Source organism: Nocardiopsis potens DSM 45234 (genome assembly GCF_000341105.1).
In the GTDB taxonomy this organism is placed as follows: domain Bacteria; phylum Actinomycetota; class Actinomycetes; order Streptosporangiales; family Streptosporangiaceae; genus Nocardiopsis_A; species Nocardiopsis_A potens.
On record NZ_ANBB01000027.1, the window covers coordinates 20,533 to 40,143 of the forward strand.

The 19,611-nt window shown below is 77.1% G+C and carries 15 protein-coding genes; 4 read left to right on the top strand and 11 right to left on the bottom strand.

What is annotated here, in order from left to right; genetic code table 11:
• Positions 1-8: 8 nt before the first annotated feature.
• Entirely contained in the window at positions 9-857 is an 849-nt protein-coding gene (locus D459_RS0110520) for an LLM class flavin-dependent oxidoreductase (RefSeq protein ID WP_017592966.1), read from the bottom strand.
• A gap of 1,583 nt (positions 858-2,440) precedes the next feature.
• Here D459_RS0110520 and D459_RS0110525 point away from each other — a divergent pair.
• A complete protein-coding gene (locus D459_RS0110525) occupies positions 2,441-3,400 on the top strand; it encodes a GlxA family transcriptional regulator (protein WP_017592967.1) in 960 nt (319 codons plus the stop codon).
• A 134-nt stretch (positions 3,401-3,534) separates the two neighbouring features.
• Here D459_RS0110525 and D459_RS0110530 read toward each other — a convergent pair whose 3' ends face one another.
• The 4 genes from D459_RS0110530 to D459_RS36845 all read right to left on the bottom strand — a co-directional run bounded on the left by D459_RS0110530 (position 3,535) and on the right by D459_RS36845 (position 6,951).
• Positions 3,535-4,185 carry a DUF1326 domain-containing protein gene (locus D459_RS0110530; protein ID WP_017592968.1) on the bottom strand — a complete coding sequence of 217 codons (651 nt, stop codon included), beginning with the start codon at positions 4,183-4,185 and terminating at the stop codon, positions 3,535-3,537.
• Positions 4,186-4,602: 417 nt separating this feature from the next.
• The gene (locus D459_RS0110535; protein WP_020380120.1) at positions 4,603-5,286 is read right to left on the bottom strand and encodes a sulfotransferase family protein; all 684 of its coding nucleotides are present in this window, start codon (positions 5,284-5,286) and stop codon (positions 4,603-4,605) included.
• Positions 5,287-5,348: 62 nt separating this feature from the next.
• Complete coding sequence (locus D459_RS0110540) at positions 5,349-6,683, bottom strand: cytochrome P450 (RefSeq protein ID WP_017592970.1); 1,335 nt, start codon at positions 6,681-6,683, stop codon at positions 5,349-5,351.
• A 136-nt stretch (positions 6,684-6,819) separates the two neighbouring features.
• On the bottom strand, positions 6,820-6,951 hold the full coding sequence (locus tag D459_RS36845; protein ID WP_241484995.1) for a cittilin family RiPP precursor: 132 nt from the start codon (positions 6,949-6,951) through the stop codon (positions 6,820-6,822).
• A gap of 151 nt (positions 6,952-7,102) precedes the next feature.
• On the opposite strand from D459_RS36845, the gene D459_RS0110550 reads away from it, so the two are divergent.
• Positions 7,103-8,464 (top strand): WD40 repeat domain-containing protein, encoded by a 1,362-nt coding sequence (locus tag D459_RS0110550; RefSeq protein ID WP_017592972.1) that lies wholly within the window; start codon positions 7,103-7,105, stop codon positions 8,462-8,464.
• Between the two features lie 83 nt (positions 8,465-8,547).
• Here D459_RS0110550 and D459_RS0110555 read toward each other — a convergent pair whose 3' ends face one another.
• The 5 genes from D459_RS0110555 to D459_RS0110575 form a co-directional block, all read right to left on the bottom strand.
• The gene (locus tag D459_RS0110555) at positions 8,548-9,342 is read right to left on the bottom strand and encodes an alpha/beta fold hydrolase (RefSeq protein WP_017592973.1); all 795 of its coding nucleotides are present in this window, start codon (positions 9,340-9,342) and stop codon (positions 8,548-8,550) included.
• 50 nt (positions 9,343-9,392) lie between these two features.
• Positions 9,393-10,277, bottom strand: a complete 885-nt coding sequence (locus D459_RS0110560; RefSeq protein WP_040709786.1) for an alpha/beta fold hydrolase — start codon at positions 10,275-10,277, stop codon at positions 9,393-9,395.
• Positions 10,278-10,455: 178 nt separating this feature from the next.
• On the bottom strand, positions 10,456-11,271 hold the full coding sequence (locus D459_RS0110565) for a thioesterase family protein (RefSeq protein WP_017592975.1): 816 nt from the start codon (positions 11,269-11,271) through the stop codon (positions 10,456-10,458).
• A 548-nt stretch (positions 11,272-11,819) separates the two neighbouring features.
• A complete protein-coding gene (locus D459_RS0110570) occupies positions 11,820-12,296 on the bottom strand; it encodes a hypothetical protein (protein WP_017592976.1) in 477 nt (158 codons plus the stop codon).
• A gap of 119 nt (positions 12,297-12,415) precedes the next feature.
• On the bottom strand, positions 12,416-13,615 hold the full coding sequence (locus tag D459_RS0110575) for a DUF6745 domain-containing protein (protein ID WP_017592977.1): 1,200 nt from the start codon (positions 13,613-13,615) through the stop codon (positions 12,416-12,418).
• A 548-nt stretch (positions 13,616-14,163) separates the two neighbouring features.
• On the opposite strand from D459_RS0110575, the gene D459_RS0110580 reads away from it, so the two are divergent.
• A complete protein-coding gene (locus D459_RS0110580) occupies positions 14,164-15,735 on the top strand; it encodes a CYTH and CHAD domain-containing protein (protein ID WP_017592978.1) in 1,572 nt (523 codons plus the stop codon).
• 250 nt (positions 15,736-15,985) lie between these two features.
• Positions 15,986-18,328 carry an ATP-binding protein gene (locus D459_RS31325; protein WP_051065399.1) on the top strand — a complete coding sequence of 781 codons (2,343 nt, stop codon included), beginning with the start codon at positions 15,986-15,988 and terminating at the stop codon, positions 18,326-18,328.
• 447 nt (positions 18,329-18,775) lie between these two features.
• Here D459_RS31325 and D459_RS0110590 read toward each other — a convergent pair whose 3' ends face one another.
• Positions 18,776-19,588 carry an SAM-dependent methyltransferase gene (locus D459_RS0110590; RefSeq protein ID WP_017592980.1) on the bottom strand — a complete coding sequence of 271 codons (813 nt, stop codon included), beginning with the start codon at positions 19,586-19,588 and terminating at the stop codon, positions 18,776-18,778.
• Positions 19,589-19,611 lie beyond the last annotated feature (23 nt).

Below are 19,611 nucleotides of genomic sequence, written 5' to 3' on the forward strand. Positions count from 1 at the left end.
TGCGCGGGTCACAGGAGCGCCCGCGCCTCGGCGAGCACCTCCGCCTGTCGGATCCAGTTCCCGCCGTCGAGGGCGAGCCCGGCCGTTTCGGCCCCGGCCTCGGAGAAGGCGTGCAGACGCTCCGCCACCTGCGCCGGGCCGCCGGTGATCGGGACGGCCGCCGCCTCCTCCGGCGTCATGCCGTGGACCTCCGCGAGCGAGCGGGTGAAGGACTCGATCGCGGCCGGGGCGTCGACCAGGATCGCGTGCCCCCCGATGGAGATGGAGGGGACCGGACGGTCCAGCTCGTCGGCGATCTCGCGGAGCCGCACCGCCTTCTCGGCCAAGGCCGCCGGGCCGATCAGGGAGGGGGCCCAGCCGTCGCCGTAGAGGACGGCGCGGCGCATCGCCGCCTCGGAGTCCCCGCCGATGAGGATCGGCGGGACCGGGGCGGCGGGACCGAGGGAGAGCTCTTCTCCCTCCACCTCGGTGGGCTCGCCGCGGAGGAGGCCCGGCAGCGCCTGCAGGGCGGCGTCGGTCCGCCGGCCCCGCCCGCGGAGCGGCGCGCCGACCGCCCGCCAGAACGGCGAGCCCGGGAAGCCCCCGATCCCGACGCCGAGGACGACGCGCCCGCCCGACAGGTGCTGAAGCGTCTGCACCTGTGCAGCGACCCATGCCGTGGGGCGCAGCGGGAGGGTGAGCACGCTGAATTCGATGCCGATCCTCTCGGTCGTCGCCGCGGCGCCTGCCAGGACGAGCGTGGGGTCGAAGGCCGGATTCCCGTCGCCGGTGATGATGTCGGCCATGCTCACCGAGTCGTAGCCGAGGTCCTCAAGGCGGCGCGCCATGGCGATGTCGGGGAGGCCGGCCTCTGTCATGGGCAATGTCGTGCTGATTCGCATCGCGGTCCTCTCCCGGGGTGCCGTGATCAGGAACGCGGGTCACGCTAGAACGTCAAGTCGAGTCGAGGTCAAGCGCCGCACCTGCGGATGCCCGTGCCGAGCCGTGCCGCTCCGGCCCCGGTCGGCCTGCTCTGCGGCCCTGTCCGGCCGTACAGCGGCCGGGGGTGGACTCCGCGGCCCCGCCGACGGAGGGCGGGCGGCGAGGGCGGGGTGGGGGCACCGTCCGGCCGATCTGGCGCGGCGCCCCGCGGAGCGAAGGCTCAAGCGGGCGGCGAGGGCGGGGAGGGGGACCGGCTGGTCGGTCGGGTGCGGCGCCCCACGGGGCGAAGGTCAAGACGAGCGGCGACGGCAGGGGTGGGGCCGGTGCGCAGACCTCACCCGGGCGCGGCGTCTCGCGGGGCCAGGGTTCAAGCGGGCGGCGAGGGCGGGAGGGGGCGGGCGTCGCGTTCACCGATCCGGTGCGGCGCGTGCTCCCGGCGAGGGGAGGCGGTGCCCCGGCGGCGCGGGCCGGCCCGCCTGCCCGGGCCTGCCAGGGGTCCTTATCCCTATATGCCTGGTTTGCGGCGAGGAACGGGCGGGGTGGGGGCGCCCTGCGCGCCGCGAGAGCACCCCGATTACATCTGCCAGCGAGTAGTAAGCCCCCAGGCCCCCACCACCCCCTCGCTGGTTACCTAGAGTGACCCAAGTGGGTCTTCCCGGCAGGGCAAAAGCGACATCTCGCCCTCGCCCCTGCCCCTCTTGGGTTTCGGCCCCCTGAATCCCGGTCTTCCGGGCGGCTCGAACCCCCGATCACCGTCCCGATCAGGGCGATCCGAGGCTTCCGGGGGCCGATCCGGCCCAGGGTGCGCGCCCGGGAATCACCGGGGTGCTCTCGCGGTGCGCAGGGCACCTCACCCCGCCATCACCCTGAGTATTCAACCAGGTCAGAAGGGGCAGCGGCTTCAAGGGCAGCCGGCCCCGACGCCCGGGCGGCACGGGCACGGCGAACCCGCCCCCTCCGCCCGCCCCGACCACTCCCGCCCTGCTCTGCCGCACCCGACCGACCGGCCGGTGCCCACCGCCGCCTTCGCCGCCTGCTTGAACCCTGGCCCTGTGGGGCGCCGCGCCCGGGCGACCGCCTTCGCCCCGCCCCTACCGCTGCCGTTGCCGCCCGTCTGGACCTTCGCTCTGCGGGGCGCCGCGTCGGACCGACCGGCCGGTCCCCACCGCTGCCGTCGCCGCCTGCCTGAACCTCCGCTCCGCGAGGCGCCGCGCTCGGCTGGGGTGCCCGGCCCCGTCCCTTCCTTGGCCGTTGCCGCTGGTCTTGACCTTCGCTCTGCGGGGTGCCGCGCCCGATCGGCCGGCCGGTCCCCACCGCTGCCGTCGCCGCCTGCCTGAACCTCCGCTCCGCGGGGCGCCGCGCCCGACCGACTGGCCGGCACGCCCTTCCGCCCTCGCTGCCCGCTTGAACCCTCGCCCCGTGAGATGCCGCGCTCGGGCGGGGTGTCTGGAGGTGCATCTGCGGGGGCCGATGGCGCCGGGGCAACGGTGGGCCGGGCGGGGCGTCTAGGCTTGCCGCCGTGTCGGAGAGAACGATCGCGATCCTGGTCTACGACGGGGTCCGCCTGATGGACGCCACCGCGCCGCTGGAGGTCTTCGGGACCGCGGCCCGGTTCGGCGCGGACTACACCACGGTGCTCTGCTCCCCGGACGGCGGCCCGGTCGACGCCTGGCCGGGCGCGCGCCTGGTGCCGACCGCGTCGGCGGCCGAGGCCGCCGGCGCGCACACCGTCCTGGTGCCGGGTTCGCCGGAGCTGCCGCTGCGGCCCTCGCCGGAAGGGGTCCTGGAGAGCGTCGATGCACTGGCCGGGAAGGCCGAGCGGGTGGGGTCGGTGTGCACCGGCGCGTTCCTGCTGGGCCGCGCGGGGCTGCTGGAGGGGCGGCGCGCCACCACGCACTGGCGGCACGCCGCCGCGCTGGCCCGGGCGTTCCCCGGCACCGGGGTGGAGCCGGACGCCATCTACGTGGCCGACGGGCCGGTGATGACCTCGGCGGGAGTGACCGCCGGCATCGACCTGGCGCTCGCCATGGTCGAGCGCGACCACGGCGCGGCGCTGGCCCGCGAGGTCGCCCGGGACCTGGTGGTGTTCCTGCAGCGGCCGGGCGGCCAGTCGCAGTTCTCGGTGCCCGCGCGCACGCCGCGCCCGCGCAGCGACGCGCTCCGCGAGGTGCTGGACGCGGTCGCCGCCGACCCCGCCGCCGACCACTCGGTCGGCGCCCTGGCGGCCCGGGCCGGCACCAGCTCCCGGCACCTCAGCCGGCTCTTCCGCGACCAGGTCGGCACCACCCCGGCGGCGCACGTGGAGGCGGTCCGGGTGGAGGCGGCCCAGGCGCTGCTGGAGGCGGGCGAGACGGCGGCCTCCGCGGCCCGCCGCTCCGGCCTGGGCACGGCGGAGTCGCTCCGCCGCGCGTTCCTGCGCCGCCTCGGCGTCACCCCCTCGGCCTACCGGGAGCGCTTCACGCCCCGGCGGGTGCCCTGAGGCCGGCCCGTGTCGGGGAGCGCTTCACGCCCCGGCGGGTGCCCTGAGACCGTCACGCGCAGGGGAGCGGGGGAGGCCCCGGCGGGTCCGCGCCCGCCGGGGCCTCTCTGCGGCCGGGGCCGCCGCGCCGGGCTCTACTCGGGCCGCCAGTCGAAGGAGAAGTGCTTGCTGGAACCCCCCTTGTAGGCCTTGGAGAAGTCGAAGCCGAGGGCGTGGTCATCGGTCACCACGCCCCAGGTCGCGATCTGGCCGGGGCCGACCTCGGCGCCGGGGGCGTTGATCAGCTGGACGCGCTTGGCGGGGTCCGCGGTGGGGCCGGTGAGGGCCCGAGCGCCGACCTTCACCCGGCCTGGGACCTCGGCGTCCCAGTAGGCCAGGTCGTCGGCGGCCTCGAATCTGACCGGCCGGTACTCGATGCCGCGCAGCTCGCCGATGAGCGCGCCGAACTGGCCCGGCCAGCCGCCCTCCTTGCCGGTGAAGATGCGCTCCAGGGCGCGGCGCTGGTCGGAATCGGCCCGGGAGTCGATGTAGAACATCAGCTTCATCGCGGCGTCGGGGTCGCCGACCCACATGTTGCCGTGGAACTCGCCGACCGCCACGACGCCGAGCCCGCCGAGGTCCGTCTCGCCGTAGTGGCCCTCGTGCATCCACCAGGCGAGGGTGAAGAGGCAGTCCCCGTCCGTGGGCGCCTGCGCGAAGGTGCAGGGGCAGGGGAGCGAGCAGCTGCAGACGTCGAACCATTCCCCTGTGAGGTGCCAGTCCGTTCCGGTGGTGGTCTCCGGCATCGTGCTCTCCTCTCGCAATGGATACCCCCGGTGAGTATGTGGAGAGCCTAAGCGCCTCCGATTTGAAGGGTCAAGTACCCCTAGGGGGTATATTTTCAAGAAGTGGGGGGAGGCTACCGGAAGACCTGGTCAGGGGACGTTTGCGGCGCCGAGGAGACCTTCGCCGCCGGAGTGAGCGCCGTCCCGGGAGATGGGAAAGGCCCCGGCGGGCCTGAGCCTGCCGGGGCCTTCCCCGAAGGTGGAGCGATGCGGCGGTCGCCTCACGGCGCGGGGCGCAACGCGGCTCCGAAGACCGCCCGGTCGCCCTCCTACCAGGAGGCGGGCGCCGGACGCGGTATTCCGCGAAGGCATTGAATGGAGCCCGGGGGACACTTTCTACCGCATCGTCCAGGGGGTGCAACGGGGGCGGGCGGCCCGCTATTCCGCGGCGCCGGAATCTTTTTCCGGACCCGGCCGGACCGCCTGCCCGGCGAGGCGCCGCCGCACCCGGTCCTGGAAACCGGCGGCGGTGTTGTCCCGGGGGTAGGGGGCGTCCGGCACCGGGACGCCGAGGAACGCGCAGAGCGGCCCCCAGCCGTCCTCCGCCCGGAACACCAGCAGCCGGCCGGCCGGGACCGACTCCCGGACCCGCCGCTCGTGCGCGGCCAGCACCGACAGCGCGTGCGCCCGGTCGGTGAACCGGCCGCCGAACGCGCCGCGCCAGATCAGGTCCTCGGCGAACTCCGCCACCCGGGCCGTGTCGCCGGTGAGCCGGCGCGGCTCGCCCGCCTCGTCGAACCGGCTCCGGTAGAGGGTGCGGTGCGCGCTGTCGTACCAGGCGTCCGGGTCGCGGGTGGTGAGCACCACCTTGGCCCCCGGGTGGGCGTCCAGCAGCCCGTCCAGGAAGGCGCAGGCCGGCCAGCCCAGCGCGGCCCGGTAGCCGGCCAGCGCCGCGGCCGCCGGAGCGCGTCCGTCCCGCGCCGCCAGCCACGCCGCCAACCGCTCCGGGCGGTCGTACAGCTCCTTCATGTGGTACACCGGCCCGAACCCGACCAGCTCCAGCGCGCGCTTCAAAGACGTCGTCCCGGTGCGCCCGAAACCGGCCCCGATCACCGCGACCATCGGCCGCCTCCCTCTCCAGGGCCGGGCGGCGCACCGCCCGGCCCGGTCCCGACCACTCCGGATCACTTCCCCGGCCGCTCCCTGCGGACCGCCGCGCGCACCCCGAGCGGCTGCAGCGCCAGGGCGGGGCGGGCCCGCACCTTCTCCGGCTCCACCGGCTCCAGGCGCACCCGCGCCCGCAGCGCGCGGACCACCGCCTCCATCTCGCGCACCGCCATCGACGCCCCCAGGCAGCCCCGAGGCCCGGCGCCGAACGGCAGGTAGGCGTAGCGGTGGCCGGGGCCGCCGCCGTCCAGCCAGCGCTCGGGGCGGAACGCCTCCGGATCCGGGAACCACCGCCCGTCGCGGTGGACCACCCACTGGCTGATCCCGATCACCGTCCCGGCGGGCAGCCGGTACCCGCCCGCCCGCACCGGCCGGACCGCGACCCTGCTGATCACCCAGGCCGGCGGGTAGAGCCGGAGCGCCTCCTTGGCGGCGGCCGCGACGTAGCCGCCGGCGCCCCCGGCGTCCGCGGTGCCGCGCCGGGCCTCCTCGCGCAGCCGCCCGTCGGCCTCCGGCGCGCCGCCCAGGCAGTGCACCAGCCAGGTCAGCGCGTCCGCGGTGGTCTCGTACCCCGACATGAGCAGGGTGGCCAGCTCGTCGCGGACCTCCTCGAACGGGGCGGCGGGGCGCTCCTCCAGCAGCAGGCCCAGCGCGGTGGCCCCGCCGTCGGGGCGGTGCCCGTCGATCAGCGCCTCCAGCGCGGTGTCCAGCGCGCGCAGCGCCCGGCGCAACCGCAGGTTGACCGGGCTGGGGAACCAGGCGGGCAGCCGCACCGGGGAGGAGGTGAGCCGCATGATCGCGGCGACCGCGTCGGCCAGCGCGTCGGCCTCGGCGCCCAGCGGGCGGCCCGCGATGTGCACCGCGCCGACGTGCATGGCCAGCCGGGACATCTCGGCGTGCACGTCGATGACGGACCCGTCCTCCCACCGGTCCAGGGTGCGGGCGACGGCGTCGGCCGCCGCCGCGTCCAGGCCGGCCAGCCGCTCGCTGCGGAACGCGGGGCGCAGCCGGCGGCGCTTGCGCGACCACTCCGCGCCCTCGCTGTTCATCATCGCGAGCGGGAAGCCGGTGCCGCCGCGGCGCCTCTCCCCGGGGCGGACCTTGACCACGTCGCCGCCCCGGTCCACCAGCACCCGGCCGATGTCGTCCGGGTGGGCCAGCAGCACGTTGGAGGGGGTGAGCGAGACGACGTCGCCGTGCTCGCGGGCGCAGCGGGCGAGGAAGCCCAGCGGGTCGACGGCGAAGTCGGCGGCGTTGCCGGTGCCGCGCCCGCCGCGCGGCCCCGGCGGCGCCGCGTCCGGGGGCGGGGGAGGTGAGGGGGAGGGGTCGGAGGCCGAGCGGGCCGACGTCATCGCACCGTCCTGGGGAGGCGACCGTCCTGGGGAGGCGGAGGGGCCGGGGCGCGGGCGCCCCGCAGAGGGCCGCGCCCCGCCCGGGTGCCGGGTCGGGGCGCGGGCCGCCGGTCTTCACGCAGACCGGATCCGGTCTCTAGTAGTAGACGTAGGGGCGAGTGAGGCGGTCCTTGTCGACGATGCCCAGCCTTGCGGCGACGCGGTAGGCGATCTTCTTCACGGGCAGCCCTTTCTGCTCCCGCCCGAACGGCTGTTCCGGTCCGGGCACGCCGCACAACATATGCCGCCGTTTCGGGACGGAGAACCGCCGCGGCGGCCACCGTTTGCTTACCGCGGCGAGTATCGCGCCCTGTCGGCGATGTCGGGGGTCGCTGGCACCATTCGGCCCGTTCTGTCCATCACCCCCTGAAGAGGCTGCGATGTCCACCGACATGTACGGCGTACGAGTGCTCTCCGTCGACCCCGACGAGCTCCGGATCGACTTCCGCATCTTCGTGGTCTACTACGAGACGGCCGAACGGGGCCACATGCCCCCGCCGGACGACCCCGGGTTCTTCTTCTTCCTGCTCTGGGAGGCCTCCCGCGGCCGCGCCGGCTTCCCGGACACCGCCACCATGCTGGACTTCGGCTGGGTGGAGCGGAACGCGCACCGGTACGTGTCCCGGGTCGAGCGCACCGCGGACCGCAACCACCCGCCCACCGAGGAGCAGTGGGAGCGGCTGCACGACTTCTACTACGAGCGCGACGGCGGCTGGAAGGACGAGGACCTGCTGGTCTCCTTCGACTACCGGGTGCACGTCACCGACCGCCGCCGGCTGGAGCCGCTCCGCGCGGGCGACGCCTGGGGGACGACGATGTTCCGGCTCAACGCCGACACCTGGACCGCCGAGGACGCCCCGCACATCCCGGACCTGTCGGCCCCCGCCGTGGAACTGCACCCGTTCGCCTCCGCCTCCGGGAACCTCGACCACGACGCCCTCACCTGGGCGGAGTTCTCCGACGACGGCCGCTACCTCGCCGTGTGCAGCGATGAGAACCGCGTCTGGGTCTACGACACCGCCGACTGGACCGAGACCGCCCACGTCCACGCGGGCGAGGAGTGGACCGTCCCGGTGCTGATGTGGGTGCCGGGCCGGCACGTCCTCACCGTCAAGACCTACCCCACCCCGAAGAACGCCGGGGACACCGCCCAGTGGGCCTTCGACGTCGACGCCCTGGAGGTGGTCGAGGCCCCCTTCCAGGCGGGGTACGCCCGTTCCGGGGACGGCGCCCACCGCACCGTCCCGAACGGCGCGGGCGAGGGCGGCTTCGACCTGGTCGGCGAGGGGAAGCAGGCGCCCCGGAGGATCTCCCACGCCGGGCGCTGGGACCCGATCCAGTGCCACGCCTTCTCCGCGGACGGCACCCGGCTGTTCCTCGGGGCGCAGCAGAACCTCTACGTCATCGACCCGGCGACCGCCGAGGTCGCCGACGCGGTCCCCGACGCCTCGATGCGCCTGTTCGAGCTCGCCTCCGCCCCCGACGGCGCCTACCTGGCGGTCGCCTCCGCCACCCGGCGCCACTACCTGGGCCTGGAGCCGGACCGGCCGCACGAGCTGTGCGTGTGGCGGATGTCGGACAAGAAGATCATCGCGGGCCTGCAGCTGGACGCCTACGTCGAGGCGCTCGCCTGGTCCCCGGACGGCAGCCGGCTGGCCGTCCTGCTCGAACCCACCGGGGACGGGTTCCACACCGGCCGGACCGAACTCGCGGTCTTCCGGACGGGCCCGACCCGCACCTGAGGCCGCCGGAGGGAGAGGGGCGGGCGGGGCGCGCTCCGCCGCCCGCCCTTTCCCGGCGACGGGCCCGGCCCCGCAGCGCCGGATCAGCCGCCGAGCGGGTGCTCGCGGAGGAAGTCCAGGACGGCCGCGCCCGCCGCCTCCCGGTGCTCCTCGAAGTAGGCGTGCCGGGCGCCGTCCAGCAGCAGCAGGCGGGCGCCGGGGATGCGCTCGGCGAGCAGGCGGGCGTTGCCGACCGGGGCGAACACGTCGTCGGAGCCGTGCAGCACCAGGGTGGGCGCGGTGATCCGGGGGAGGTCGTCCCAGGCGTCGTGGGCGCGGCTGGCCGCGAGGTGGCCGCGGCGGGCGTGCGCCGCCATGCCGGGGTCGCCGAGCACCCGCTCCGCGCCCGGGTTCCGCTCCGCCCAGCCGGGGGTGAACATCAGGTCGGTCAGGGTGCGCCGGGCGGCGGCCCGGTCCAGGGAGCCCAGCGCGCGGCCGATCCCGGGGTCGGCGGCGACCGCGTTCGGCCCGCCGGGGGAGGTGCAGCCCAGCACCAGGGCGCCGACCCGGTCCGGGTGGTCGGCGGCGAGCCGCTGCGCGACCTTGCCGCCCATCGACGTGCCGTACACGTGCGCGCGCCCGATCCCCAGGTCGTCCAGGACCGCGGCGACGTCGTCGGCGAACCGGGCGATGGAGTACCCGGCCTCGCGGGGCGCGCCGCTGGATCCGGTGCCGCGGTGGTCCGGCGCGATGGTGCGGAAGGCGGCGTCGAAGTCGCCCCGCACCCCCTCCCACCAGCCGTGGTGGTTGGCCTGCCCGCTGAGCAGGACCAGCGGTTCCCCGCCCCCGCGGACGTCGTAGAAGATCTTGGTCTGGTCGGAAGCGGTCGCGTACGGCACCCGCGCATTCTAGCCGCCCGGTCCGTCCCGGAAACGGCCGGGAAGGGCGTTCAGGCGGCCCTGAGGAAGGCGTCGATCTCCGCGGCGATCCGCGGCCGGTCCGGGGAGAACCAGACCAGGTGGCCGTCGGCGGCGCTCTCCAGCAGGCGGGCGTCGCCCAGCGCCGCGGCGAGCGCCTCGGCGTGCGCGAACGGCACCGCCGCGTCCTTGCGGGAGGCGACCACCAGCGACGGCTGGGCGACCAGGGCCGCGTTCCCGCCGCCCCGCTCCAGCGCCCGCAGGTCGATGAGGAAGCCGTGCCCCGACCGCATCCGGCAGAACAGGCCGGCCAGCGCGGCCCGGTGCGCGCGGGGGAGCCGGTCGACGACGTCGGCGGCGGGCTCGGTGGACAGGCCCTCCATCATGGACCGCAGCCCGGCCACCGGGTTGGCGCGCAGCATCCCGCGGACGCTCGCCCAGGTGGCGGCCTCCACGTGCGGGGCGAACGCGAGCCGGCCCATCCGGCGGGCCGCCGGCGCGGGCCAGGGCAGCGGCCCCACCGCCGACACCAGCAGCAGCCTGCGCACCAGGTCGGGGTGGCGGGCGGCCATCGCGACCGCGGTCGGCCCGCCCGCGGACACCCCGACGGCGGCGGCCACCCGGCGGACGCCGAGCCGTCGGCACAGCTCGGCGGCGGTGTCGGCGAAGGCCTCCGGGGTGCGCCCCGCCGCCGGGGCGGTGCCCCCGTAGCCGGGGCGGGAGGGGACGAGGACCGCCCGCCCGCCGCGGGCGAGCTCCTCCTCGCCGAGGGCGATGCCGGCCCGCAGGTGGCCGCCGTGGAAGACGACGACCGCGTTCGGGCCGCCCAGGCGGAGCCGGTACTCCACGGTCCCGGAGCTCAGGTCGAGGGTGGAGGTGGGGAGTTCGGGGGCGGCTGCCAGCGGCTCAGGTCGCACGTGTCCTCCGTCGGTGCGGCCGTCCGGGGGGTGCAGGGCGCCCTGGGCGCCTGCGGCGGCCGCCCGCTGCTCATCGTAGACCCGGGCCGCCCCGCCGGCGGTGCCCGAGTGCGGCATGGGACGGGGGAGGCGCCGCCGCCCCGGGCCGGGTGCGGCCGCCGGGCCGGGGCGGTGCGGGTCAGTGCGGGGTGCGCACCGCGGCGATCTGGACGGCCTGGGCGACCAGCCTGTCCTTGGAGTCCCAGGCGGAGACGGCGACGTCCATCCGGTCCCCGCCGACCTCGGTCGCGTTCATCCGCACCCGGACCGGGCCGGGCGCGGGGCGGCGGCGGACGTAGGAGCTCATCTGCACGGTCGGGGCCCAGCCGGGCAGCCCCAGGTCGTAGGAGACGGGCGGGACCATGTCGAGCGCGACCAGCAGAGAGAACGGGTCCCAGTCGGCCCCGTCGGCGAGCCGCTGCCACCCGGCGATCTCGCCGCGCATCGACGGGGCGCCGCCGAGGAACCCGAGCGTCCCCGGGTCGAGCCGCTGGTCGACGACGTCCATCAGCGGGACCCGGAACCCGCCGGGCGCGTCGGCGGGGCTGGGCGGGCACTCCTCCTCGGCGGGCAGCCGGGCGGCCTCGGAGCGGGACCAGTACGGGTCGTCCTCCCCGAGCAGGCCGGTGACGGTGAGCGCCTCGGCGCAGACCCCGGAGTCCTGGAGCAGGCGGGCGCGGGACTGGGTCGAGCCGCGCCCGGCGCGCAGCACCTCCACCTCGACCCGCGCCGGGCCGGGGGCCGGCGGCCGCACGAAGGAGGCGGACATGGAGAGCGGGTCCCGGTGGTCCCCGCCGGCGGCGGCCGCGGCCCGGCCCAGCACGGCCATCAGGTACCCGCCGTGCAGCTTGTCGCCGACCGCCCAGCGGGGGTCCAGGTCGGCGTCGAAGACGGCGGGGCCGCTGCCGCCCTCGGTGCGGAGGGCGATCTCGGTCGCCGTCGCGAACTCGTTCATCGGGGCTCCCAGGGGTCGGCTCCCGGGCGGACCGGGAGGGGGTGCTGCGGTCCGGAGAGGACGACCCGCGCGGCGGTCGGGGACAGGGCCGGACGGCGGGATCCGTCGCTGGTCACCGATCATAATGATCAAATAATTGACTGATCGGGGTGGGTGCCGTTTCCCCGCTCCGCCCCGGAAGGCGGAGCGCGCCCCGCCGGGGCGCGTCCTCCGGAGGCGGGGCAGGGCGGGCGGGGACCTCTCGCCCCCTTTCCCTCCGCCGGCGGTTCAAGGAGGGGCGGGAGGGACGCACCGCCCCCGGCGAGGACCGGGCGCCCGCCGGAGCGGGCGGTTCCCGGTGCCCGGGCTCGGCGCCGGCGCGGACTCGGGTCCGATCGGAGGTGCCGGGGGTGTGGGCGGGCCGGGGCCGGTCCGGAACCGGCCGGGCGGTCCGGCGGGCGCCCGGGTGCAGAGCGGGGACCGGGCGGCGGGGAGCGGGGGAAGGCGCGGCACCGGGCCGGGCGCGTCCGTCCTCGCGCCCGCCGGTGCCGCGCCCGTTCAGGGGCGGCTCAGTCCGCGACCAGCCGGTGGCCGGCGGACCGGAACCGGCCGGTGCGGTGCCACCGGTCCGGGGCCTCGCCGCCCTCCCGCTGGCGGCGGATCAGGTAGGTGCCGGGCGCGAGGCCGGTCCCGCCGTGCTCGGGGTGGAGCAGGTAGGCGGGCCGGGAGGTGCGCACCGCGCCCAGGGCGAGGTGCTCCGGGTCGCGGACGGAGCTCGCCCACAGGCAGCCGCCGCCGTCGGCGATCAGGGTGTGCGGGTTCCCGCCGGAGGCGCTGCGCAGCAGCTCCCGGCCCTCGGGGGGAACCTCGTCCCAGAAGAATCCGGGGTCGGGCAGGAACAGGCCGGGGACCAGGCCTGCCGGGACGACGATCAGGTCGCCCTGGGCCTGCAGGCCGTCGACGACCGGGACCGACACCTGCCGCTCCAGGTGGTCGAGGACGTCCAGGCCGGTCCGGGCGGTGAGGTCGGCGAGGGTGGTGGGCATGTGGCGATCACCTTTTCCGTTCTCGTCGGTACGGGGAGGGCGCGCGGAAGCGCGCCGGAGGCCGGGGCCCGGCCGGACCGGAGGCGGGCCCGCCTCCGGTCCGGCCGCGCTCCGGCCGGTCAGGTGCGGCGGACCAGCCGGGCGTAGACCTCGCCGGGCAGGCCGTAGGTCCACCCGGCCGCCGCGACCGGGTCGTCGAAGCGGGCCGGGACGTCCAGGCCGTACCGGCGGCGCCGGCCGTCCCGCTCCACCGAGCCGTTCACCGCGAGCAGCACCCGGGTCGGCGGCTCCCGGACCTCCCCAGCCCGGTCGTACAGCCGCAGCTCGGAGCCGGGGTTGCCGGGATCGGGCGCCGAGGAGACCAGGTGGAAGCCGGCCTCGTCGATGTAGGCGCCCCAGCCGATCCGCTCGATGGCGGTGCGGCGCACCTCCACGTTGGGCTCCGCGTCGATCCGCGCGGCGTCCGGGGCGTGCACCACCCACGCCGGCACCGGGGTGCCGTGCACGGCGTGCACGCCCCAGCCGTCGCGGTAGAGCACGGCGGGGCCGTCGTCGCGGTGCAGCCGCACGCCGCCGTGCGGGTCGGAGGGGAGCGGCTCGGTGTGCACGGCGGCCGGGCGCTCGGCGATGACGCACACCTCTTCGCCCGGCCACCACCAGCCGCAGGAGCGGGCGAGCGCGGCCAGCGGGCGGCGGACGCGCTCCAGCTCCCGGGAGAGGCCGACCAGCCCCGACCGGAGCCAGGCCTCATAGCGGCCGAACCGGTGCGCGTCGTGCTGGCCGAACCAGGTCAGGCCGTGCCGCAGCCCGGCCGCCGCGGCCGAGAACGCGCTGACCAGCGGCGCCCGGACCGCGTCCTGGACCGAGCCGCGCAGCGGCTCCTCCACGATGGCCTGGAGCATCTGCGCCGGCGGGACGCCGAGCCGCAGCCCCTCCTCCGGCGGCCGGGCCCGGACGGCCGACATCGTCCGCATCGTCACCCGGGACAGGGGGCGGTCCGTCCGCCGCCTGATCCGGTCGGCCATGTGGGTGTGGAGCGCGAACTCCAGCTCGGCCAGGCGGGCCGAGACCGGCCGGTCGGCCCCTCCGGGCGAGCGGGGGAGCGCATACGGCCAGCGCGCCGCCCGCGGGTCGGGCACGGGGGAGTCGGAGCCGAGCGCCGCGCACGGGGAGTCCACCCAGGCGAAGCGGGGCGGATCAGCGCCGATGAGCGCGTACAGTTCGGAGACGGCCTCTTCGGCGGCGGGCCGGTCGGCGGGGTCGGTGCACAGCGCGTACCGCAGCCATTCCTCGCGGATGCGGACGGCCGACCGGAGCATCGTCAGATCCGGGGTCGGGCCTGCGGGCCCGTTCCGCCCGGTCACCGGCTGAAGGCGCGGGCGCCCTTCCACTGGGAGTCGTTGAGCATGCGTGGACGGTGGCAGAACCCGCACCGTGACGCAAGGGCCGTTTCGGCGCTCCTCCCCGTCGGCGCGGCCCGACCTGCACGGGACGGGGCCGGTTCCGGCCGGGCCCCGGGGACCGCCGGCGGCGCGGGGCCGGACGGTGGGTGCTCCTGATCCTCCGCGCCTCGCAGGCCCCTCGCCCCGGCGTCCCTTCGCGCCGGCGCGGCTGCGGTCTGCGTGGGGGCGGGTCCGGTTCCGGCGGGGGCCGGAGGGCCGCCGACGTGCGCTTCCGGTCCTCCGCGCCTCGCCGGTCCCGCGCCCCGGTGGTGTGCGTGCCGCTTCGGTGGCTCCGCCTTCGGAGCGTCCGCCCGCCCAGCGGCCCGCCCGCCCGCGGCCGGTACCGGCGAACGCCCTCTCCCACCCGGCCGACAGAGCGCGGAGGGCGACTAGAATTACCGGCCCGGACGCGGCTGGAGTCGACCATGGCCGAGCGGCCACCCGAGCCCGCGGCGACCGGATCCGCTGCCGCGGAGACGGCCGCCCGGTCCGCCGTGCACCGCGACCACCTCGAAGTCGAGAGCACCTTCGACGCCGGCGCCGACTTCACCCTCCCGGACCTGGCCGACCTGGCCCCCGGGGGCGTCGAGGCGCGCCGGCACCGGCTCGCCGCCACCTACTTCGACACCGCCGGCCTGCGGCTCGCCGCCCGCGGCATCACTCTGCGCCGCCGGCTCGGCGGCGACGACGCCGGATGGCACCTGAAGATCCCCTGGGGGCGCGGCGCCAAGCGCGAGTTCACCGCGCCCCCGGGGACGCACGCCCGGCGCGTCCCGGCGCGGCTGTCCCGGCTGGCCGCCTCCGCCTCGCGCGGGGCGCCGCTGCGGCCCGTCGCGCGGATCACCACCCGGCGCACCGAGTACGCGCTGCGCGCCGCCGACGGCACCGCGCTCGCGCTGGTCGCCGACGACCGGGTCACCGGGGAGGCCCTGGCCGAACCGGCCGAGCGGCGGGAGTGGCGCGAGGTGGAGGTCGAGCTCGGGACGGGGGACCGGCGGCTCGCGGAGCGGGCCGCCGACCGGCTGCTCCGCGCCGGGGCCGCCCCCTCCGCGACCGGCTCCAAACTCCTCACCCTGCTCGGCGCCCGGGTGTCGGCCCCCCGGCCGCGCCCCTCCGGCGGCACCGCCGCCGACGCCGTCCTCGGCTACCTGCACGACCAGCTGGAGCAGATGGTCGACCTGGGGCCGCGGGTGCGCACCGGCGAGTACGACTCGGTGCACCGGATGCGGGTGTGCACCCGGCGGCTGCGCACCGCCCTCGCCCTGCCCGGAGCCGTCGACCGGGAGGCGGTCCGCGGCACCCTCGGCGACCTGCGGGCGTTCGCCTCGGTACTGGGCGAGGCGCGCGACCTGGAGGTGCTGCGGGAGCGCTTCGCGGCCCGGCTGGACGCGCTGCCGGACCGCCTGGCCGGGACCGGGCTCCGCTCGGACTGGCTGGAGGGCGTGGACCGTCGGCGGCGCGCCGCCGAGCGGGCCGCCGTGCGGGCGGTCGACGGCCCGGGGCACGCGGCGCTCCTCGCCGCCCTGGAGCGGCTGCTCGACGATCCGCCGCCGGGCGAGCGCGCCGGGGAGCCCGCCGCCGAGGTCCTCGGCGACCTGGTCGACCGGGCCCGGACCCGGCTGCGCAGGGACCGCCGCCGGGCGGAGGAGGCGTCCGCCGGGCCGGAGGAGCGGCGCGACGCCGCCTGGCACCGGGTGCGCAAGTCCGCCAAGCGGCTGCGGTACGCCGCGACCCTGGCCGAGCCGTACCTGGGCGCCCGCGCGGCCCGGCTGCGCGGGTGGGCCGCCGAGCTGCAGCAGGCCCTCGGCGACCACCAGGACGGCGTCGCCGCGGTGCGCTTCCTCGACGCGCACGGCCGCCGGCTGGCCGCCTACTCCGGGGACCGGGCCGCCGCCGCGGCCGCGCTGGCCGCCCTGTCCGCCGCCGAGATCACCGAGGGCCCGCACCGGATCGCCGCGGCCCGCCGCATCTGGAAGCGGGCCCCCGGCCGGCGCTGACCCCGGGGCCGGCCGGGCCCTCCGGGCCGGCGAGGAGGGGGTGCGCCCGGGCGCCCGCCGGCCGGAGCCCGGACTCCGGGGCGCCGCCGGGCCCGCCCTGTACCCGTTCGGCCGCTCGGTACGCCCGCCCGGACCGGGCCGGATCCGGACGGGCCCGCCGAGGCCGGAAAAGCGCGAATCCGCTGACCGGCGGCGACCGCTTCGGTACAGTTCCGCCCAGTAGGGCTCCGCGGATCGGGACGAGGGTCGGATGTTCCAGCGAGCGGCGGGGGCACTGCCCCGGCAGTTGACCGGGTTCGTGGGGCGGCGGGCCGAACTGGCGCAGGTCACCGCGATGCTGTCGGAGGCCAGGCTGGTCAGCGTGCTGGGCCCCGGGGGCGTCGGCAAGACGCGGATCGCCGTGCAGGTCGCCCAGGCGGTGGCGCCCCGCTTCGCCGACGGCGCCCGGTTCGTGGAGCTGTCCGGGCTGCGCGACCCCGAGCTGATCGCGCACACCGTCGCCTCCGCGCTGGGCCTGCCCGAGCAGGACTCCCGGCCCCAGCTGGACCACCTGCTCGACCACGTGCGCGACCGGTCGCTCCTCATCGTCCTGGACACCTGCGAGCACATCGGCGAGGCCTGCGCCATGCTCGCCGAGCTGCTGCTCCGCGAGTCCCCCGGCACCTCCGTGCTGGCGACCTCGCGGCACGCGCTCAACGTCCTCGGCGAGCACTGCTTCATGGTCCCGCCGCTGCCCGTCCCCGACCCCGAGGACCCCGGGGCGGAGGCGGTCGAGGGGGCGGTGCAGCTCTTCGAGCGGCGCGCCGCCGCCGTGCTGCCCGGCTTCGCCGTCACCGACGCCAACCGCCCGCACGCGGTGCGGCTCTGCCGCCGCCTCGACGGCATCCCGCTCGCCATCGAACTGGCCACGGTCCGGCTCCGCGCGCTCCCCCTGGAGCAGCTGGTCGACCGCCTGGAGGACCGCTTCCAGCTGTTCAGCGCCTCCTCCCGGTCCGCGCTGCCGCGCCACCAGACGCTGCGCACCGGCATCGACTGGAGCCACGACCTGTGCACGCCCCAGGAGCGCCTGCTCTGGCAGCGCCTCTCGGTGTTCGCCGGGACCTTCGACGCCTCCGCCGCCGAGGAGGTCTGCGCCGGCGGCGACCTGGAGGAATGGGAGGTGCTGGAGGCGCTCATCGGCCTGGTCGACAAGTCGGTGGTGCTCCGCGTCGACCCGCACGGCGGCCGCTACCGGCAGCTGGACACGCTCCGCGAGTACGGGGCGGAGAAGCTCGCCGAGGCCGGTGCGGAGAAGGAGTTCCGGATCCGGCACATCGAGCGCTGCCAGGCCCTGGCCGACGCCTTCGACCGCAACATCACCGATGACGGCCAGCTGCCCCGGCTCCGGGCCCTCGCCGGCGAGCACGGCGACCTGCGCGCCGCCATGGAGTACGCCCTGGACATCCCGGGCGAGGAGGCGCGGGCGGCCCGGCTGGCCACCGCGCTGTGGGCCTACTGGCAGACCCAGGGGCGGCTCAAGGAGGGCCGGTACTGGATGGGCCGGGCGCTGGAGCGGCTGCCCGAGGAGGCCCCCGAGCACGTCCGCTGCCTGGTGGCCGGCTCCTACCTGGCGGTCTTCCAGGGCATGCCGGAGACCGCGCTGGAGGAGCTGGAGCGGGCCCGCCCGTACGTGGAGGGCTCCGGCGACGCGCTGCTCCGCTCCCGCCACCGCGTCCACCGGCACCAGGCGCTGAGCTTCTCCGGGCGGCACGAGGAGGCGCACCGGGAGTGGCCGGTCGCGGCCGCGGCCGCCGCGGAGGCCGGCGACCTGGCCGGGGAGGCGGCGCTCGACGCCCAGCAGGCCTACCTGCTCTTCCTCGGCGGAGAACTCGACGAGGCGGTGCGCCGCTGCGAGGCCGGACTGGCCCGGTTCGGCCCGGCCTCCCGCGAGCACTGGCTGCGCAGCTACCTGTTCCTGGTGACCGCCGCCGCGCTCTACCTCAAGGGCGACCACGAGGGCTGCCTGCGGGCCGGCCGCCGCGCGGTGCGGATGAAGTACGAGCTGAACGACACCGTCGGCCTCGCCTACGCCCTGGAGGTCATGGCCTGGCTGGCGGTGGGGCGGCGCCGGTACCGGAGGGCCTGCCTGCTGGCGGGCGCGGCCGACCCGCTGTGGCGCCGGTGCGGCGAGCGGCTCGGCGGGACCGCCATCGCCGAGGCGTTCCACCAGGACGCGGTGGCGGCGGTCATCGCCGCGATCGGCTCCGAGCGCTTCGAGGAGCTGTTCGCCGAGGGCGCCGCCCACCCGCTGGAGGACGTCGTGCGGGCCGCCGCCGACGACACCGACCTCCCCGGCCCCGGCGACGGGCCGGAGCGGGCCGAGCCCGCCGGGCTCACCGCCCGCGAACGCGAGGTGGCGCTGCTCATCACCGGAGGCCTGTCCAACCGGGAGATCGCCGAGCGGCTGGTCATCTCCAAGCGCACCGTGGACACCCACGTGGAGCACATCCTGGCCAAGCTCGGCGTGCCCTCCCGCACCATGGTCGCCCAGCGCCTGGTGGAGCAGGGCGGCGACCGCCCCGGCCCGGACCGGGACGGGCCCGCGGACCGCTAGAGCCCCCGGTCCCGCCGCCCCGGACCCCGTGGACCTCGCCTCCGCGCGGCCCACGGGGGCGCCGGAACGCCGCCCGGGCCCGATCGGCCCGGTGTGCCGGAGAGCGGCCGCCCGCCGGGGCCCGGGGCGGTTCCGGGACGCCCGGGCCTTCCCCCGCCCCGAGCGGTTCCGGCCTGCGCCGGGCCCCGGCGGCCCCGGGGGAGCGGCGCCGCCGCTCCCCCTCCTGCGGCGCCGCGGTGCTCCCCCGGGTCTCCTCACCGGAAGCGGCCGGCCGCGGCGGGCGGCCGGTCGCAGGAACATTCTGCGGGGAGCGGCCCGGCGCCGAGGCCCGGAACCGGCCGGATCCGTGTACCGAACCGGGGCGGGGCAGCCCGGACTCCGCACCCCCGGGCACCGGGTCGGTGTACCGGTGCCCGGCACCCGGTGCTCCGGGCGGATCCGCTCCGGTCAGGGCTTGCGGCCGACGCCGACCAGGTGCGGAACGGGCTCCTCGGGGGAGAGGGTGCCGGGGTCCGGCCGCCAGTCGGGGGCGTGCACGACCCCCGGGGCGAGCAGCTCCAGGCCGGCGAAGAGGCGCTCGATCTCGGCGCGGCTCCGGGCGCGCATCGGGTGCGGGTTGGCCTCGTTCCACACCCGGAGCAGCTCGGCCATCCGCTCCGGGACGACGTCGGAGGCGGGGTGGCCGACGACGAGGTGGCTGCCGGAGGGGAAGGCGCCCATCAGCACCCCGACGATGTGCGCCGCCTCGTCGTCGCCGATCACGTAGTTGAGCACGCTGGACAGCACCACCGCGGTCGGCAGGCCCGGGTCGAGGGTGCGCAGCGCCGCCTCCAGGACCGCCTCGGGCTCGTGCACGTCGGCGTGGACGTAGTCGGTGGCGCCCTCCTCGGTGCCGACCAGCAGGGCTCGGGCGTGCACCAGCACCAGCGGGTCGTTGTCCACGTAGACGATCCGGCACGAGGGGTCCGCGGCCTGCGCGACCTCGTGGGTGTTGTCCTCGGTGGGCAGCCCGGTGCCCACGTCCAGGAACTGCCGGATCCCTTCCCGCTCCACCAGGTGCCGTACGGACCGCGCGAGGAACTCGCGGTCGGCGCGGGCGCTGACCACCGCCTCGGGCACGATCTCCTTCAGGCGGTCGCCGACCTCCCGGTCCACCCGGTAGTTGTCCCGGCCGCCCAGCCAGTGGTTCCAGACCCGGGCGGAGTGCGGCACGCTGCTGTCGATCACCGGGCGCCGCGCGGCGCCGGGGGAGTCGGTCATCGGGGGGTCCCATCATTCGTCGG

Excerpts from the sequence above, each read along its gene's own strand:
- D459_RS0110535 (WP_020380120.1), bottom strand. The coding sequence starts at position 5,286 with ATGGTCGCGGTGATCGGGGCCGGTTTCGGGCGCACCGGGACGACGTCT.
- D459_RS0110550 (WP_017592972.1), top strand. The coding sequence starts at position 7,103 with ATGTCCACCGACATGTACGGCGTACGAGTGCTCTCCGTCGACCCCGAC.
- D459_RS31325 (WP_051065399.1), top strand. The coding sequence starts at position 15,986 with ATGTTCCAGCGAGCGGCGGGGGCACTGCCCCGGCAGTTGACCGGGTTC.
- D459_RS0110565 (WP_017592975.1), bottom strand. The coding sequence starts at position 11,271 with ATGAACGAGTTCGCGACGGCGACCGAGATCGCCCTCCGCACCGAGGGC.
- D459_RS0110590 (WP_017592980.1), bottom strand. The coding sequence starts at position 19,588 with ATGACCGACTCCCCCGGCGCCGCGCGGCGCCCGGTGATCGACAGCAGC.
- D459_RS0110575 (WP_017592977.1), bottom strand. The coding sequence starts at position 13,615 with ATGCTCCGGTCGGCCGTCCGCATCCGCGAGGAATGGCTGCGGTACGCG.
- D459_RS0110580 (WP_017592978.1), top strand. The coding sequence starts at position 14,164 with ATGGCCGAGCGGCCACCCGAGCCCGCGGCGACCGGATCCGCTGCCGCG.
- D459_RS0110530 (WP_017592968.1), bottom strand. The coding sequence starts at position 4,185 with ATGCCGGAGACCACCACCGGAACGGACTGGCACCTCACAGGGGAATGG.
- D459_RS0110520 (WP_017592966.1), bottom strand. The coding sequence starts at position 857 with ATGACAGAGGCCGGCCTCCCCGACATCGCCATGGCGCGCCGCCTTGAG.
- D459_RS0110570 (WP_017592976.1), bottom strand. The coding sequence starts at position 12,296 with ATGCCCACCACCCTCGCCGACCTCACCGCCCGGACCGGCCTGGACGTC.
- D459_RS0110540 (WP_017592970.1), bottom strand. The coding sequence starts at position 6,683 with ATGACGTCGGCCCGCTCGGCCTCCGACCCCTCCCCCTCACCTCCCCCG.